Source organism: Mesorhizobium sp. M1A.F.Ca.IN.020.03.2.1 (assembly GCF_004023205.1).
Taxonomy (GTDB): Bacteria; Pseudomonadota; Alphaproteobacteria; order Rhizobiales; family Rhizobiaceae; genus Mesorhizobium.
In genome coordinates, this window is the sequence record NZ_RZSV01000140.1 from 1 (window position 1) to 15,348 (window position 15,348).

Sequence of the window (15,348 nt, forward strand, 5' to 3'; positions counted from 1 at the left end):
CTCCAGATCGGCGATGACGCGCAGCAAGGTTGTCTTGCCGCAGCCGGAGGGGCCGATGAAGGAGACGAACTCACCCTTGCCGATGGTGAGATCGACATTGGACAGCGCCTGCACCGGACCGTCATTGGTCTGGAAGGTGAGGCCGAGCTTGCTTGCCGAAACGACGGCTGGCGACTGTCCGCTCATCGGCAGAAACCTGTCTTTCGCAGCCGCTGCCGCGCCGGCCGGAATCCGGTTGATTTTACGATTGCCTTGCTTTCCACTCGTCCAGTCCCACTTGATCGACGCCCGGAGCCTTGCCGATGTCGCCTAAACCCACATGCCACCTTATTCGCCCTGAAAGCACTTATGAAGGCAAGCAAGGCTTGAGCTATTTCGCCGGTATAGCCGCCGAAACCGTCGGCTCCTCCGGCATTTGTATGCATCTTCTCACCATGCCGCCCGGCGCCCGCGCCAAGGCGCATATGCATGAGAACCACGAGACCGCGATCTATGTGCTCTCCGGCGAGGTCCACACCTGGTATGGCGACCGGCTCGAGCATCACGAAGTCGTCAAGGCCGGCGACCTGTTCTACATTCCGGCGGGCGTTCCGCATCTGCCCGCCAATCTGAGCGGTGCGCCCTCTTCGGCGGTCATCGCCCGCACCGATCCCAACGAGCAGGAAAGCGTGGTCCTGATGCCGGAACTGGATGCGTTGGTTGCCTGAGGTCGACGGGACCGCCGTCATTTGCACCGGGAGACTTCTCCCATCGCGTTGCCGTCCTTGTCGGCGATCACCAGTCTCTTGGCGTTCTTGGCGCTGCGCTTGATGATGAACTGGGCCGGCGTCTGCCCCTCCTCGCCTTCCGCCTCGCACTGCGCCGTCACCACAAGGGAGCCATTCGCCTGGGGTCTCTTGTCGGTAAAGGTGCAGGCGCTGGCGACCGTGACGAACGCCTCGCTGGTCAACAGCAGCATGTCCTCGGCATAGACCTCCTGGCCGTTCTTGTTGATGCAGCCGGATTTGTTGCCCCAGGGCTTGGAGAGATCGATGCCGGCGGCGAAAGCTTGGCCGGCGGCCAGCAGCACGGCTGCCCCGGTCAGAAGGTGAGTTGCGCGCACGCTCAAACTCCGGTCGCCGGAATGCCCGTGCGCTCCACCTTGCGCGGTGCGCTGATCTCCTTCCAGGTCGAAAGCGCGCGGTTGACAGCGGCGTTCGGTTCGCGCGCCACGAACTCCCCGTGCCCGACCTTGGCCTTGACGTCCGCTTCTTCGATCGACAGTTCGCCGCGCGAAAAGACGAAGCGCGGCAGCCCTGTCACCTCGAAACCCTCAAAGACGTTGTAGTCGATCACCGACTGCTGGTTCTTGGCCGTGATCGTCTTCTTGCGCTTCGGGTCCCAGACCACGATGTCGGCATCCGCGCCTTCGACGATCGCGCCCTTCTTCGGATACATGTTGAGGATCTTGGCGATGTTGGTCGAGGTCACCGCGACGAACTCGTTCATCGTCAGCCGGCCGGTGTTGACGCCGCTGGTCCAAAGCACGGGCAAACGATCCTCGAGGCCGCCGGTGCCGTTCGGGATCTTGGTGAAGTCGCCGACGCCGTTGCGCTTCTGCTTGGTGGTGAAGGAGCAGTGGTCAGTCGCCACCACCTGCAGCGATCCGGCCTGCAGGCCTGCCCATAGTGAATCCTGGTGCCACTTGCTGCGGAAAGGCGGGCTCATCACGCGCCGCGCCGCATGGTCCCAGTCCTTGTTGAAATATTCGCTCTCGTCGAGCGTCAGGTGCTGGATCAGCGGCTCGCCATAGACGCGCATGCCCTTCTGGCGTGCCCGGCGGATGGCTTCATGGCTCTGCTCGCAGGAGACGTGCACGACATAGAGCGGCACGCCCGCCATGTCGGCGATCATGATGGCGCGGTTTGTCGCCTCGCCTTCCACTTCGGGCGGACGCGAATAGGCATGCCCCTCGGGGCCGTTATTGCCGGCGGCAAGCAGCTTCTGCGAGAGTGCCGCGACCACGTCGCCATTTTCGGCATGGACCAGCGGCAGCGCGCCGAGATCGGCGCAGCGCTGGAACGAGGAATACATCTCGTCGTCGTCGACCATCAGCGCGCCCTTGTAGGCCATGAAGTGCTTGAACGAGGTGATGCCCCTGTCGACGACGGTGGCCATCTCGTCGAAGACCTGCTTGCCCCACCAGGTGATCGCCATGTGGAAGGAATAGTCGCAGGCAGCTTTCGAGGTCTTGTTGTCCCACATCTGCAGCGCCTCCAGCAGCGACTGCTGCGGCGCCGGCAGGCAGAAATCGACGACCATGGTCGTGCCGCCCGAAAGCGCCGCGCGCGTGCCGGATTCGAAATCGTCGGCCGAATAGGTGCCCATGAAGGGCATTTCGAGATGGGTGTGCGGATCGATGCCGCCCGGCATGACATAGCAGCCAGTGGCGTCGAACTCGTGATCGCCATGCAGGTTCGAGCCGATGGCGATGATCTTGCCGTGCTGCATCAGCACGTCGGCTTTCCACGTGCGGTCGGCGGTGACGATGGTGCCGTTCTTGATGACTTTGGTCATATCCGTTCCCCTGATCTTTTCACGCTTCTTTGCGAGCGGCTTTTTCGAGGTGATTTCTATTCGGTCATTCGACGATTCCTGCCGTCTCGACCACCGCGTGGAACAGCACATCGGCGCCTGCCGCCGCCCATTCCTTGGAGATGTCCTCGGCCTCGTTGTGGCTGAGCCCGCCGACACAGGGACACATGACCATGGTCGCCGGCGCGACCTTGGCCGCCCAGCAGGCGTCGTGGCCGGCGCCGGAGATGATGTTCATATGGCTGTAGCCCAGCTTCTCGGCGGCGGTGCGGACACGGCCGACCAGCGTCGGATCGAAGGTCACCGGATCGAAATGGCCGACCGCCTCGACGGCGCATTTCACGCCGAGCGGCTCGCAGATATTCGGCGCCTCCTTCTCGATGCGCGCGCGCATGCCGTCGAGCTTCGCCTTATCGGGCGAGCGGATATCGACAGTGAAGATCACCGTGCCCGGCAGCACGTTGCGGGAGTTGGGCGAGAACTTCACCTGGCCTACACCGCCGACAGCGCCAGGCTGGTTCTCCATCGCGACCGTCTGCACCATCTCCAGGATGCGGGCCATGGCCAACCCCGCATTGACGCGCATGTTCATCGGGGTCGAGCCGGTATGCGCCTCCCTGCCGGTCAGCGTGAATTCCAGCCACCACAGGCCCTGGCAGTGGGTCACCACGCCGATCTGCTTGTTCTCGGCCTCGAGGATGGGCCCCTGCTCGATATGGTACTCGAAATAGGCGTGCATCTTACGCGCGCCGACCGTCTCGTCGCCGACCCAACCGATCCGCTTCAGCTCGTCGCCGAAGCTCAGGCCGTCGAGATCCTTGCGGGCATAGGCATAATCCTGCGTGTGAACGCCTGCGAACACGCCGGAGGCGAGCATGGCCGGCGCGAAACGGGCTCCCTCCTCGTTCGTCCAGTTGGTGACGACGATCGGATGTTTGGTCTTGATGCCGAGATCGTTGAGCGAGCGCACGACCTCGAGGCCAGAGAGCACTCCGAGCACGCCGTCATATTTGCCGCCGGTCGGCTGGGTATCGAGATGGGAACCGACATAGACCGGCAGCGCGTCCGGATCGGTGCCGGGCCGCGTCATGAACATGGTGCCCATCTGGTCCACGCCCATCGTGAGCCCGGCCTCGTCGCACCAGGACCTGAACAGTTCGCGGCCTTGCTTGTCGGAATCGGTCAGCGTCTGGCGATTGTTGCCCCCGGCGATGCCGGGGCCGATCTTCGCCATCTCCATGATGGAATCCCACAAACGGTCTGAATTGATTCGCAGATTCTCGCCGGGGGCGGCCATTCAAAGTCCTCTCATTTCAGGTCTCCGGTCGGGCGGCGGTTCCCGTCGCCGCCCGAGCGGTTTGAGCAGTTAGTCTATCGAGCGCAGAACATCGCGAACATGGTCGATCAGTTCGTTGATCTGGCCCTTGGTGATGATCAGCGGCGGCGACAGCGCGATGATGTCGCCGGTTGTGCGGATCAGCGCGCCGCGTTCGAACGCTTTGACGAAGGCCGAGAAGGCCCGCTTGGTCGGGCTACCGGCGATCGGCGCAAGCTCGATCGCGCCGATCAGGCCGATATTGCGGATGTCGATGACATGCGGCTCGCCCTTCAACGAATGCAGCGCGTCTTCCCAGTAAGGCGCCAGCTCCTCGCCGCGGGTTAGCAGGCCTTCTTCCTTGTAGGTGTCCAAAGTGCCGAGAGCCGCGGCGCAGGCGATCGGATTGCCCGAATAGGTGTAGCCGTGGAAGAACTCGATCATGTGCTCCGGGCCGTTCATGAAGGCGTCGTGGATTTCCTTCTTCACGAAAACCGCGCCCATCGGGATGACGCCGTTGGACACGCCCTTGGCCGTCGTCATGATATCCGGCGTGACGCCGAAATAATCGGCGGCGAATGGCGCGCCAAGACGGCCGAAGCCGGTGATCACTTCATCGAAGATCAACAATATGCCGTGCTTGGTGCAGATTTCTCGAAGCTTCTGCAGGTAGCCTTTCGGCGGCAGGATGACGCCGGTCGAGCCTGCGACCGGCTCGACGATGACCGCCGCGATGGTCGAGGCGTCATGCAGGGTGACGAGACGGTCCAGCTCGTTCGCCAATTCGGCGCCGTGCTCGGGCACGCCCTTCGAGAAGGCATTCTTCTCCGGCAGATGGGTGTGCGGCAGATGGTCGACGCCGCCGAGCAGCGTGCCGAACATCTTGCGGTTGGCGACGATGCCGCCGACCGAAATGCCGCCGAAATTGACGCCGTGATAGCCGCGCTCGCGGCCGATCAGCCGGGTGCGCGAGCCCTCGCCTCGGACACGGTGATAGGCGATCGCCATCTTCAACGCGGTCTCGACCGATTCCGAACCGGAATTGGTGAAGAACACATGGTGCATGCCCTTCGGCGCGATATCGACCAGGCGGTTCGCCAGTTCGAAGACGATCGGGTGGCCCATCTGGAAGGCCGGCGCATAGTCGAGTTCGGCGGCCTGCTGCTGAATGGCCTCGGTGATCTTCGGCCGGCAGTGGCCGGCGTTGACGCACCAGAGGCCTGCAGTGCCGTCGAGCACCTTGCGGCCATCGCTCGTCGTGTAGTGCATGTCCTTGGCGGACACGAACATGCGCGGCGCCTGCTTGAACTGCCGATTTGCCGTGAACGGCATCCAGAATGCGCTGAGATCGTTCGGCGTGACTTTCAGCCGGTTGGACATGACCAAGATTTCCCCTTGTAACCTGTTTCTGTGCGCTAACGCTTGGTCTTCCCAAGGCTTGGTCTTCGTTGCGTTTTCGTGCTACGCAAAATTTTGACCGGTTGGACAAACGTTAGCACCGCCCTGTCGGCGGTCAAGGGACTACTAACGGAAATGCGGCATCGAAAGCGCGCTCCACGGCTCGGAGAAAAACTGGTCCAGAGAATTGGTCCAGAGTGCCCACACGGCAGCAGCCGGCAAGGATGACGGACAGGATGGAAGGCTCAGCTCCACGCCGCACCCGCATCCAGCAGGAAAAGCGCGAGCTCATCCTGGAAGCCGCGCTGGAAGTCTTCTCCGCCAACGGTTTTCGCGGTTCGACCATCGACCAGATTGCCGAAGCCGCCGGCATGTCGAAGCCGAACCTTCTCTATTACTTCCGCCGCAAGGAGGACATTCACGAGACATTGATGCAGCGGCTGCTGGACACCTGGCTGGCGCCGCTCCGCGAGCTTGACGATATCGGTGATCCGATGACCGAGCTCAGAAGCTACATCCGACGCAAGCTCGAAATGGCGCGCGATTTTCCACGCGAAAGCCGGCTCTTCGCCAACGAGATCCTGCAGGGCGCGCCGCGCATCATGCCGATGCTGGAGGGCGAGCTGAAAACGCTGGTCGAGGAGAAGGCCGCCGTCATCAAGGGCTGGATGCGCGCCGGCAAGATCGCCCGCACCGACCCCTGGCATCTGATCTTCTCGATCTGGGCGACGACGCAGCATTACGCCGATTTCGACGTCCAGGTGCGCGCCGTGCTCGGCCCCGACCGCGGCGGCGACGGCCGCTTCGAGGATGCTGCCCGGTTCCTGGAGCAACTGTTCCTCGATGGGCTGAAGCCGAAAGCTTAGGTCGGGCGAAGATCAGGCGCTGCGCCGCTCGGGGGGCTTCTCTTCCAGCAGCTTCTTGAGCTTGGCGATCGTATTCTGCTCGGTCAACGGCGTGTAGACGATCAGCCGCATGTCTGAGCCGTCGTCGATCGACAGGCTCATATGTTCGAAAGCCATCGGGCCGGCTGTGGGATGGCGGACATGTTTCACGCCCGTCAGCCTTCTCGCCACGTCCCGCCGCGGCCACCAATCACGGAACTCCGGGCTTGAGCGCATCATCAGCGCGATCAGCCGCTCGAAATCCGGATCGCCGACATATTTGGCGCTCTCCGCGCGAAACGAAGCGAGCACCACGCGGGCAAGCGCTTCCCAGTCGACCAGCAGCCGGCGGTGATGCGGGCTTGTGAACACCAGATGGACGATGTTGCGGGCATCGCCCTCGAGCAGGCCATAGTCGCCGAACAAGGCGACCGCCGCCGGATTCCAGGCGAGCACATCCCAACGCCGGCCAACCACATAAGCCGGCTGTAGGACGAGGCTCCCCAGCATGTGCAGCAGTGTGGCGTCGACCTTTTCAGACGTCGCCGTGCGCTGCTCCGGCTGCTGGCGGCCGGCAAGGATGAACAGATGCCGCTTCTCGACGGCGTGCAGGCGCAGCGCCTCGCAGAGCGCGGTCAGCACCTCGACCGAGGGCCGCACGTCCCGCCCCTGCTCCAGCCAGGTGTACCAGGTGGTGCCGACGCCGGCGATCATCGCCACTTCCTCGCGCCTCAGCCCGGGCGTACGCCGCCTGGCGCCGCTCGCAATCCCAATGTCGGCAGGCGAGAGCCGCTCCCGGCGCGAGCGCAGGAAAGCGCCGAGCTCGCGGCGGCGGCTGTCGTCAGGGGAATGGGGCACGGCATCCATGCAGCTATTATAGCAGTATCGATACCAGGATAAAAATTGAACTGTTTGGCCTGCGCGCCGCGCCCCATCTTGCGTTCAGAGCAGCATAAGGAGGCTCTGAACATGGAACTTAAGAATAAGACCGTTCTCGTCACCGGCTCGACCGACGGGGTTGGCCGCGTGGTCGCTGAAAGGCTCGGCGCTGCCGGCGCCCGCGTGCTGGTACATGGCCGCGACCAAACTCGCGCCAAGGCGACAGTCGCTGCCATCGAAGCCGAGGGCGGCAACGCCGAATTTCTGCTTGCGGATCTTTCGTCGCTCGCCGAAGTGCGCCGCCTTGCCGGCGCCGTGCGGGCAGGAACCGACCGGCTCGACATATTGATCAGCAATGCCGGCGTCGGCACGGGCGGCGAAGGCGCAAAAAGGCAAGTGAGCGCCGACGGCTACGAAATGCGCTTCGCCGTAAACTATCTCGCAGGCTTCCTGCTGTCGTCGGAGCTTTTGCCCTTGCTGAAGGCAAGCGCGCCGGCGCGCATCGTCAATGTCGCCTCCGCCGGCCAGCAGGCGATCGATTTCGATGATGTCAATCTCGCCCGCGGCTACAGCGGCGTGCGCGCCTATTGCCAGAGCAAGCTGGCGCAGATCTTGTTCACCATCGATCTGGCCGAGCAGCTCGAAGGCAGCGGCGTCACCGTCAATGCACTCCATCCGGCAAGCTACATGGATACCACCATGGTCCGGCAGGCAGGCATCACACCGTGGAGCTCGGTCGAGACCGGCGCCAACGCGATCCTCAACTTGGCAATATCTCTGGCGCTCGAAGGGCGGAGCGGCCTCTATTTCGATGGCCAGCGGGAAGCGCGCGCCGATGCCCAGGCCTATGACGAAAAAGCCCGCAGCCGGTTGCGGGCGCTCAGCCTCGAACTGACCGGACAATCTTCCGCGACATCCAAGGAACAGCATTCATGAGCATCGAACATTGCGTCATCATCGGCGGCTCGTCTGGCATTGGCCTTGCCACAGCCAAACGGCTGCTCAGCCCCGCGATGAAGGTGACGATCACCGGCCGCAGCGAGGACAAGCTGAACAACGCCTGGAAGAGCCTCGGCGGCACCGTCGGCAAGGCCGCTTTCGACGCGACCAAGCCGGACGCGGTCCGGCACTTCTTCGATGGTCTCGGCCCATTCGATCATCTCGTTCTCGCCGCAAGCGGCGGCAGGGGCCTTGGGCCGTTCGCGACCCTCGACCTTGCCGACATCGGCAGCGCCGTCGACGAGAAGATCAAGCCGCAGCTAGGCTGCTTGCAAGCGGCCCTGCCGACCTTGAACAAAGCCGGATCGGTCACTTTCATTTCGGCCGTCTCGGCGCAGATCGCAGCACCCGGCATTGCCGGCATCGGCGCCATCAACGGCATGCTTTTGACCGTAGTCCCGATCCTGACCGTCGAACTGAAGCCGCTGCGCGTCAACGTCGTGGCCCCCGGCGTCATCGATACGCCCTGGTGGGATTTTCTATCGGGCGAAGAGCGGCAGGCGGTCTTTGCCGAGTACGCCGGAAAGACGCCGGTCGGCCGTATCGGTCGCGCCGAGGACGTCGCCGACGCGATCGCCTTCCTGGTGTCCAACGGTTTCATGACCGGCCAGGTGCTGACCTGCGACGGCGGCCTGCGCTTCGCCGCCTGAATGGATCAATTGGAAAAGAGGCCGGGCAGGAAGGCCAGCACCATCAGCCCGGCGACGACCGCATACCAGACAGCCAGGTGGACGGCCTTCATCAGCGGGCGGCCGACTTCCCGCGCCCGCTTCGGGTGGAGAGGGTCATAAATCACTTCGACCACTGCGCCGACGTTCCCGGTCGTTCCGTTGACCGGCAGATGCGATCCGAAACGCCAGGTCTTGCCCAGTCGGTCGGCGAATTCGATGATCGGCGTGTCCGGCCCGTCGCTCGACTTGTCGATGCCGATCACCTTGCCGGTGGCAAAGGCGCCGCGTCGCCTGAGCATGATGTCGCCATACGTCTGTATGGCGACGACCGCGAGGAAGAAGACGTCGCACAGAAAGCACCATATCTGAATGTCGCTCGGATGCTGGCCGAAGGCTCCCGCGACTGCACGGAACGGAGCCAGCGCCTGGTGGAAGGCATCCGAAACGCGTGCCCAGAATGCAGTCCAGTTCTGCTCCATGAACGCTCCGACGGGCGAACCTGTTTTTTGCTAATACAGGACAATCGCGACAAACCGATTAACGCGGCGCCATCGACTGCGCGGAATCCGAGTGCAGTTGTCAGGCATAGACCCGCGCCAGGAACCCGCGGCCAGGGCGACATTGGCGACGAAGCCGTTTATGCGTGAGGCGCGATCCGGCCCTGATGATCCCAGAAATTGTGAAACATCGGCGTCGCGACGATCAGGAACAGGGTCAGGCTTGCCGCCTGCCCGGTCCATAAGCCGCCGATCACCAGCAGTCCGGAGCGACCTGCAGGACATGCCCAGCCACAATGCCGGCCCTGCCTGGCACGCCGCGTCCCGTCATCATTGGGATGAGCAGGTCTTGTGCTGGACGTTGCGCAGGCCGGCAGAGACGAAGGCGCCGCCGAGCAGCGGGCGCGCGGCAAACAGAATCTCGCTCTGAAAATTCTCAAACATGTCATTGATCTCGCAAATGAAAGCCGCGCGGAACCGTCTTCGGATCCGCGCGGCTTTGGATGATCAGGCAGCCTTGGCGGCCGGCATCGGATGGATGGCGTGGAACGACACGCAGAGCCGGTTCCAGGTGTTGATCATGCCGATCACCACTGTCAGCTTGACCAGCTCTTCCTCGGAGATCTGCTCCAGCGTCCTGGCGTAGAGATCGTCCGGAACGCCGTTGTCGGAGATGTTTGTCACCTTCTCGGTCCAGGCGAGCGCGGCGCGCTCGCGCTCGGAAAACAGCGGCGACTCCTTCCAGGCGGCGACCAGATAAAGCCGCTGCTCCGTTTCGCCATCTCGCCTTGCCTCGCGGCTATGCATCTCGACACAATAGGAACAGCCATTGATCTGCGAAGCCCTGAGCTTGACCAGGTGCATCAGGCTTTCTTCCAGCCCGCACTCCTCGACGGCCTTGTTGAGCGCCATCACCGCCTTCATGATTTCAGGCGCCTTGGCGAAGAACTGCAGCCTCTGTTTCATTCTCTTACCTTTCACGCTTTGCTTGGTTGTTGAACTTTCTGCGCCCGCTGATGGCGTTCGACGAAGGCGCAGCTTGCGGCGACGGTGCGGGGATCGGCGTCGTTCATGAAATCGGCGACGATGTCGGAGAGCTTTGCATCGGCAAGCGCGGCGCGATAAGCGCGCTCGGCCCTCAGCATCGCGGCATTGATGCCGCACGGTTTGACATAGGCCGACGCGTCGAGCTTGACCGGGCCGCGCTGGCGGATCTCGCCGCAGCGGAAGGCAGGCTCCCTGCCCTCGACCGCAAGCACGATGTCGAGCAGCGTGATCCGCTCGGCCGGCCGCGCCAGCCTGTAGCCGCCTGCCGGCCCCGGCACGGATTCCAGGATGCGCGCCGTTGTCAGCTGATTGAGATGCTTCAAGAGATAGCTCGGCGACAGGCCGAACGCCTCGGCCATGGCCGCGCCCGACATGGTGCTGTTGCCGTCGACGCCGGCAAGCATGGCGGCGCAGTGGATCGCCGCTTCGACGCCCTCTCCCAGCTTCACGATCTTTGGCTCCAATTCATGGATAGTACCTATCATGGATAATTCTTATCTGCAATATAGGTAACGAAAAACGGCACCCGAAGGCGCCGCATTTCTTTCAAAAGTGTTCCCTACTCCGCGGCCACCTTGGCCATCGGATTGTTCGGATGCGTCGTCCAGTTGGCGTAGACCGGCGACACCGGTATGCCCGTGCGCTGATCCAGCACGCCGGCGGCCAGCGGTTCCATCGTGATGCAGCCCTCGACCGGGCAGACATTGACGCAAAGATTGCACCCGACGCATTCGGCCTCGATCACCTCGAAATGCCTGACGCCGTCGACCATGCTGGTGATCGCCTGATGCGAGGTGTCCTCGCAGGCGATGTGGCAGCGCCCGCATTTGATGCACGCGTCCTGGTCGATATGCGCCTTAGCGACATAGTTGAGGTTGAGATACTGCCAGTCCGTGACATTGGGTGTGGCGCGGCCGATGATGTCGGACAGCGAGGCGTGGCCCTTCTCGTCCATCCAGTTCTCCAGCCCCGCGATCATCTCCTGCACGATTTTGAAGCCGTATGTCATTGCCGCGGTGCAGACCTGCACGTTGCCGGCGCCGAGTGCCATGAATTCGGCAGCATCCCGCCAGGTTGTGATGCCGCCGATGCCCGAAATTGGCAGGCCGTGCGTTTCCGGATCGCGCGCGATCTCGGCCACCATGTTCATCGCGATCGGCTTCACCGCCGGGCCGCAATAGCCGCCATGCGAGCCCTTGCCATCGATGGTCGGCTGCGGCGCGAAACTGTCGAGGTCAACCCCGGTGATCGAGTTGATGGTGTTGATCAGCGACACCGCGTCGGTGCCGCCGGCTTTGGCGGCGCGCGCCGGCTTGCGGATGTCGGTGATGTTCGGCGTCAGCTTGGTGATGACCGGCATGCGCGTGTACTGCTTGCACCAGCGCACCACCATCTCGATATATTCCGGCACCTGGCCCACCGCCGAGCCCATGCCGCGTTCGCTCATGCCGTGCGGGCAGCCGAAATTGAGCTCGATGCCGTCGGCGCCGGTCTCCTCGACCAGCGGCAGGATCGCCTTCCAGCTTTCCTCCTCGCAAGGCACCATGATCGAGGCGACCAGCGCCCGATCCGGCCAGTTCATCTTCACCTGCTTCATCTCGCGCAGATTGGTCTGCAGGTCGCGGTCGGTGATCAGCTCGATATTGTTCAGGCCGAGCAGCCGGCGGTCGGCGCCCCAGATCGCGCCGTAGCGCGGGCCGTTGACGTTGACGACCGGCGGGCCCTCTTCGCCAAGCGTCTTCCAGACCACGCCGCCCCAGCCGGCTTTGAAGGCGCGTTCGACATTATAGGCCTTGTCGGTCGGCGGCGCCGAAGCCAGCCAGAACGGATTTGGCGACTTGATGCCGACGAAGGTGTTGCGGATGTCTGCCATGCTCATGCCCTCCCGTTAGAGGTCAGTGCCCGGTGGATGGATTCGGCGGCGTCGCGGCCTTGCGCCACGGCCGAGACCGTCAGGTCGTCGCCGCCGAAGATGCAGTCGCCGCCCGCCCAGACTTTCGCCAGCGAGGTGCGGCCCTCGGCATCGACCCTGATGCGGCCGCCATCGAGCTCGATGGAGGCAACGCTGCCGTTGAGATGAGCCGGCACAAAGCTCTGGCCAATCGCCTTGAACACCTGGTCGGCGTTGAGCCTCAGCATTTCGCCGGTACCGGCGAGCTTGTCGCCATTCATGGCTGTGTATTCGAGCTCGATCGCCGACACTTTGCCGTTCTCGGCGATGACGCGCTTCGGCTGCAGCCAGTGGCGGATCGTGACGCCGTTCGCGGCGGCCAGATCCTGCTCGAAGCCGGAGGCATTCATATGCTCCTGGCCGCGCCGGTAGCAGATCGTCACCTCCTCGGCGCCGAGCAGCTTCGACTGCACCGCGGCGTCGATCGCCGTCATGCCGCCGCCGATGACGACGACGCGGCGGCCGACCGGCAGGCTGGAAAGGTCGCTTGCCTGCCTGAGTTCGGCGATGAACTCGACCGCGTTGGCGACGCCATCCGTATCCTCGCCTTCGGCGCGCAGCGCATTGACGCCGCCGAGCCCGAGGCCAAGGAACACCGCATCGTAGTTGCGGATCAGGTCGGAAAGCTGGAAGTCCCGTCCGAGCGCTTTGCCGTTCTGGATGTCGATGCCGCCGATCGCGGTGACGTAGTCGACCTCGGCCTGAGCGAAATCGTCGACGCTCTTGTAAGCCGCGATGCCGTATTCATTGAGGCCGCCAGCCTTCGGCCGCGCTTCGAGGATCGTCACATCGTTGCCGTGGCGGGCCAAGCGATGGGCCGCCGCCAAGCCCGCTGGCCCGGCGCCGACCACGGCGACCGTTTTTCCGGTCGGTTCGGCGCGCTTGTAGAACTGCTTGCCCTCATCCATCGCGACGTCGGTCGCATAGCGCTGCAGGCGGCCGATCTGCACCGGCTTGCCCTCCGCCACCTCACGCACGCAGACCTCTTCGCACAGCGTCTCCGTTGGGCAGACGCGGGCGCACATGCCGCCAAGAATGTTCTGGTCGAAGATGGTCTTGGCCGAGCCCAGCGGATTGCCGGTCGCGATCTGCCGGATGAACATCGGAATATCGATCGAGGTCGGGCATGCATTCATGCACGGCGCATCGTAGCAGAAATAGCAGCGATCGGCCTCAACCAGCGCCTCGTGGTGATCGAGCGGCGGGTGCAGGTCGGAAAAATTATCGGCGTATTGCTCCGCAGACAGCCGGCCGCCGGCTATGCCTTCGATGAAATGACCAGTCGCCATTCCAGTTCCCCTTGTTTGTTTTGAGGAAGGCTAGCACGTTTTATTTTTTTATCAATTGGTCAATTTTCGGCCAAGCTGCTGTATTGCTTGGACAAACATGATAGTCGTACTCATATTATCGCCACGCCGATGTCTGTCGGTTCAGCGCTTTCAATCCTGGAGGGATGGATCGACCTGATCTCGTCTGCCACGAGTTCCTGCAGGCGCAACAGATTGCGGTCATGGATGCCGAATGTTTCGAGGTGGCTGACGGTGTAGTAAAGATATTCGGCGCCGGAACCTACATGGCCGCATGCGTGTGCCAGTGTCTTCGCCACCCTTTCGAGCGGCTGCCTGAGCGACGTGCCCCTACCCGTCACCCCGATCCAGAAGCCCAGCGCTTCGCAGCGATCCTTGCGCCGTGCGTACCGGAACCCACCGGACCGAGCTGACGCTTTCATGATCGTCGATTTCTCGCCGCAGCAATCTCTCGATCTGGGCGGGCTTCTCGCCGTCCGGCAGACGATAGATGACGCCGTCACAACGGCCGCCGCGCTCGAGCATCATCAACCCCGGCTGCGCGGCGCTGCCTCGCCAGCGCACCATGTCGAGGCAGAAGGAGCGATGCCAGCCATAGGCGGAGGCGCGGCGTTGCTCGATGGATTCCAACGCCGGCTTCCAGATCAGCGAGCCATAAGCGAACACCCAGAGCGGCCCCTCGTCGGCCTCGTCTGACAGGCGCGAGGCGAGCGCGCGGAAATCGTCGTCGTTAAGCTGGGTCCAGTCCCCGCTCGGACCAGGGTCGAGCTCCTCGCGATGGCACAAAGCCACTCTCGGGCGTAAGCGACATTCACGCATGGAAGACAGCCCCTCGTTGCCCGCAGCAAAGGCTAAAACCCCGGGCCATGCAAGATCACGGTTCCTAGGCGCTTCGCGCAGAACGGATAGGCCGACGCGCTTCAAGCTCCGATTTTGATGCGTGTCGGCCGCCCAAAACCGCTGCGCATTTTTGAGTGACATGCATGAGCGCCTTGCCGTTCTCGATTTCTGGTCCAGATGTCGGATTTCTGTCGCCGAGATCGTCCTACGATGGATCGGAACCGCGATCGCTGCCTGAACCGGTGAGGAGACCGACCATGCCGAATGCCGCAAAACCCTTCTTCTGGTACGAACTGATGACCACCGACCTCGACGCCGCCGAGGCTTTTTATACTGCTGTCGTCGGCTGGCGGGCCGAGCCCTTCGACAAGGCGCCGGGCATGCCGCGCTATATCGTGATGAATTCCAGCCTGCGCGGCGTCGGCGGTTTGATGACGATGCCAAAGGATGCCGCCATGATGGGCATGCCGCCGGCCTGGCTTGGTTACATCTACACCAAGGACATCGATGCCTCGACGAAGGCGCTCAAGGAGGCCGGCGGTGCCGTTCATCGCGCGCCGGATGATATTCCCGGCGTCGGTCGCTTCGCCGTCGTCGCCGACCCGCAGGGCGCGACCTTCATGTTCCTGCAGCCCAACCAGCCCGAGCAGCCGCCGGTACCCGCTACCACGCCCGGCCATGTCGGCTGGCACGAGCTCTACACCTCGGACTGGAAAGCCGCTTTCGACTTCTATTCCAGCCAGTTCGGCTGGGAGAGCGCCGGTCAGTTCGACATGGGCGAGATGGGCATCTACCAGACCTTCGGCGCCGGCCCCGAATCCGGCGGCGGCATGATGAACAAGCCGCCGCAGATCCCGGTCCCGGTCTGGCAGTTCTATTTCAACGTCGACGCGATCGACGCCGCCGCCAAGCGTGTCACCGACAATGGCGGCAAGGTATTGATGGGGCCGATGGAGGTGCCGAGCGCGCAGGGGATCATCCAATGC

At 63.2% G+C, this 15,348-nt stretch carries 16 protein-coding genes and 1 pseudogene; 5 read left to right on the plus strand and 12 right to left on the minus strand.

Translation table 11 applies throughout. The annotated features are described in order from the left end of the window. Positions 1-186, minus strand: a 186-nt coding sequence (locus tag EOA79_RS20720) for an ATP-binding cassette domain-containing protein (protein WP_128293231.1), incomplete at its 3' end; no start/stop codon positions are given. 110 nt (positions 187-296) lie between these two features. Between EOA79_RS20720 and EOA79_RS20725 the strand changes: the two genes are divergently transcribed. After that, the gene (locus EOA79_RS20725) at positions 297-707 is read left to right on the plus strand and encodes a cupin domain-containing protein (RefSeq protein ID WP_170950346.1); all 411 of its coding nucleotides are present in this window, start codon (positions 297-299) and stop codon (positions 705-707) included. 17 nt (positions 708-724) lie between these two features. Here the strand turns inward: EOA79_RS20725 and EOA79_RS20730 are convergent, their stop codons facing one another. The 4 genes from EOA79_RS20730 to EOA79_RS20745 form a co-directional block, all read right to left on the minus strand. Next, positions 725-1,102 (minus strand): hypothetical protein, encoded by a 378-nt coding sequence (locus tag EOA79_RS20730; protein ID WP_067328965.1) that lies wholly within the window; start codon positions 1,100-1,102, stop codon positions 725-727. A gap of 2 nt (positions 1,103-1,104) precedes the next feature. Then, positions 1,105-2,556, minus strand: a complete 1,452-nt coding sequence (hydA, locus tag EOA79_RS20735) for a dihydropyrimidinase (RefSeq protein ID WP_095824943.1) — start codon at positions 2,554-2,556, stop codon at positions 1,105-1,107. A gap of 64 nt (positions 2,557-2,620) precedes the next feature. Further along, positions 2,621-3,871 (minus strand): Zn-dependent hydrolase, encoded by a 1,251-nt coding sequence (locus EOA79_RS20740; protein ID WP_095824944.1) that lies wholly within the window; start codon positions 3,869-3,871, stop codon positions 2,621-2,623. Positions 3,872-3,940: 69 nt separating this feature from the next. Next, positions 3,941-5,269: an aspartate aminotransferase family protein gene (locus EOA79_RS20745; RefSeq protein WP_095824945.1), complete on the minus strand. Its 1,329-nt coding sequence runs from the start codon at positions 5,267-5,269 to the stop codon at positions 3,941-3,943. A gap of 254 nt (positions 5,270-5,523) precedes the next feature. On the opposite strand from EOA79_RS20745, the gene EOA79_RS20750 reads away from it, so the two are divergent. Continuing rightward, the gene (locus tag EOA79_RS20750) at positions 5,524-6,153 is read left to right on the plus strand and encodes a TetR family transcriptional regulator C-terminal domain-containing protein (protein WP_095812645.1); all 630 of its coding nucleotides are present in this window, start codon (positions 5,524-5,526) and stop codon (positions 6,151-6,153) included. 12 nt (positions 6,154-6,165) lie between these two features. Here EOA79_RS20750 and EOA79_RS20755 read toward each other — a convergent pair whose 3' ends face one another. Further along, positions 6,166-7,038 (minus strand): helix-turn-helix transcriptional regulator, encoded by an 873-nt coding sequence (locus tag EOA79_RS20755; protein ID WP_095824946.1) that lies wholly within the window; start codon positions 7,036-7,038, stop codon positions 6,166-6,168. Between the two features lie 102 nt (positions 7,039-7,140). On the opposite strand from EOA79_RS20755, the gene EOA79_RS20760 reads away from it, so the two are divergent. Continuing rightward, positions 7,141-7,986 (plus strand): SDR family NAD(P)-dependent oxidoreductase, encoded by an 846-nt coding sequence (locus EOA79_RS20760; protein WP_095824947.1) that lies wholly within the window; start codon positions 7,141-7,143, stop codon positions 7,984-7,986. After that, positions 7,983-8,699, plus strand: a complete 717-nt coding sequence (locus tag EOA79_RS20765; RefSeq protein ID WP_095824948.1) for an SDR family oxidoreductase — start codon at positions 7,983-7,985, stop codon at positions 8,697-8,699. Before EOA79_RS20760 ends, EOA79_RS20765 begins: the two co-directional genes overlap by 4 nt. Before the next feature lie 5 nt (positions 8,700-8,704). On the opposite strand, the gene EOA79_RS20770 is transcribed toward EOA79_RS20765, so the two are convergent. The 6 genes and pseudogenes from EOA79_RS20770 to EOA79_RS20800 form a co-directional block, all read right to left on the minus strand. Beyond that, a complete protein-coding gene (locus tag EOA79_RS20770) occupies positions 8,705-9,199 on the minus strand; it encodes a DUF3592 domain-containing protein (RefSeq protein ID WP_095824949.1) in 495 nt (164 codons plus the stop codon). Between the two features lie 525 nt (positions 9,200-9,724). Further along, entirely contained in the window at positions 9,725-10,183 is a 459-nt protein-coding gene (locus EOA79_RS20780; RefSeq protein WP_128293233.1) for a carboxymuconolactone decarboxylase family protein, read from the minus strand. Positions 10,184-10,194: 11 nt separating this feature from the next. Next, the gene (locus tag EOA79_RS20785) at positions 10,195-10,713 is read right to left on the minus strand and encodes an Rrf2 family transcriptional regulator (protein ID WP_067328950.1); all 519 of its coding nucleotides are present in this window, start codon (positions 10,711-10,713) and stop codon (positions 10,195-10,197) included. A gap of 110 nt (positions 10,714-10,823) precedes the next feature. After that, positions 10,824-12,137 carry an NAD-dependent dihydropyrimidine dehydrogenase subunit PreA gene (gene preA, locus EOA79_RS20790; protein WP_067329150.1) on the minus strand — a complete coding sequence of 438 codons (1,314 nt, stop codon included), beginning with the start codon at positions 12,135-12,137 and terminating at the stop codon, positions 10,824-10,826. 2 nt (positions 12,138-12,139) lie between these two features. Next, a complete protein-coding gene (locus EOA79_RS20795; RefSeq protein ID WP_128293235.1) occupies positions 12,140-13,504 on the minus strand; it encodes an NAD(P)-dependent oxidoreductase in 1,365 nt (454 codons plus the stop codon). A gap of 110 nt (positions 13,505-13,614) precedes the next feature. After that, positions 13,615-14,341 (minus strand): annotated as a pseudogene (locus EOA79_RS20800) (gamma-glutamylcyclotransferase). A 278-nt stretch (positions 14,342-14,619) separates the two neighbouring features. On the opposite strand from EOA79_RS20800, the gene EOA79_RS20805 reads away from it, so the two are divergent. Next, positions 14,620-15,348, plus strand: a 729-nt coding sequence (locus tag EOA79_RS20805) for a VOC family protein (protein WP_164893904.1), incomplete at its 3' end; no start/stop codon positions are given.

Excerpts from the sequence above, each read along its gene's own strand:
- hydA (WP_095824943.1), bottom strand. The coding sequence starts at position 2,556 with ATGACCAAAGTCATCAAGAACGGCACCATCGTCACCGCCGACCGCACG.
- EOA79_RS20740 (WP_095824944.1), bottom strand. The coding sequence starts at position 3,871 with ATGGCCGCCCCCGGCGAGAATCTGCGAATCAATTCAGACCGTTTGTGG.
- EOA79_RS20745 (WP_095824945.1), bottom strand. The coding sequence starts at position 5,269 with ATGTCCAACCGGCTGAAAGTCACGCCGAACGATCTCAGCGCATTCTGG.
- EOA79_RS20750 (WP_095812645.1), top strand. The coding sequence starts at position 5,524 with ATGGAAGGCTCAGCTCCACGCCGCACCCGCATCCAGCAGGAAAAGCGC.
- EOA79_RS20755 (WP_095824946.1), bottom strand. The coding sequence starts at position 7,038 with ATGGATGCCGTGCCCCATTCCCCTGACGACAGCCGCCGCCGCGAGCTC.
- EOA79_RS20760 (WP_095824947.1), top strand. The coding sequence starts at position 7,141 with ATGGAACTTAAGAATAAGACCGTTCTCGTCACCGGCTCGACCGACGGG.
- EOA79_RS20765 (WP_095824948.1), top strand. The coding sequence starts at position 7,983 with ATGAGCATCGAACATTGCGTCATCATCGGCGGCTCGTCTGGCATTGGC.
- EOA79_RS20770 (WP_095824949.1), bottom strand. The coding sequence starts at position 9,199 with ATGGAGCAGAACTGGACTGCATTCTGGGCACGCGTTTCGGATGCCTTC.
- EOA79_RS20780 (WP_128293233.1), bottom strand. The coding sequence starts at position 10,183 with ATGAAACAGAGGCTGCAGTTCTTCGCCAAGGCGCCTGAAATCATGAAG.
- preA (WP_067329150.1), bottom strand. The coding sequence starts at position 12,137 with ATGGCAGACATCCGCAACACCTTCGTCGGCATCAAGTCGCCAAATCCG.
- EOA79_RS20795 (WP_128293235.1), bottom strand. The coding sequence starts at position 13,504 with ATGGCGACTGGTCATTTCATCGAAGGCATAGCCGGCGGCCGGCTGTCT.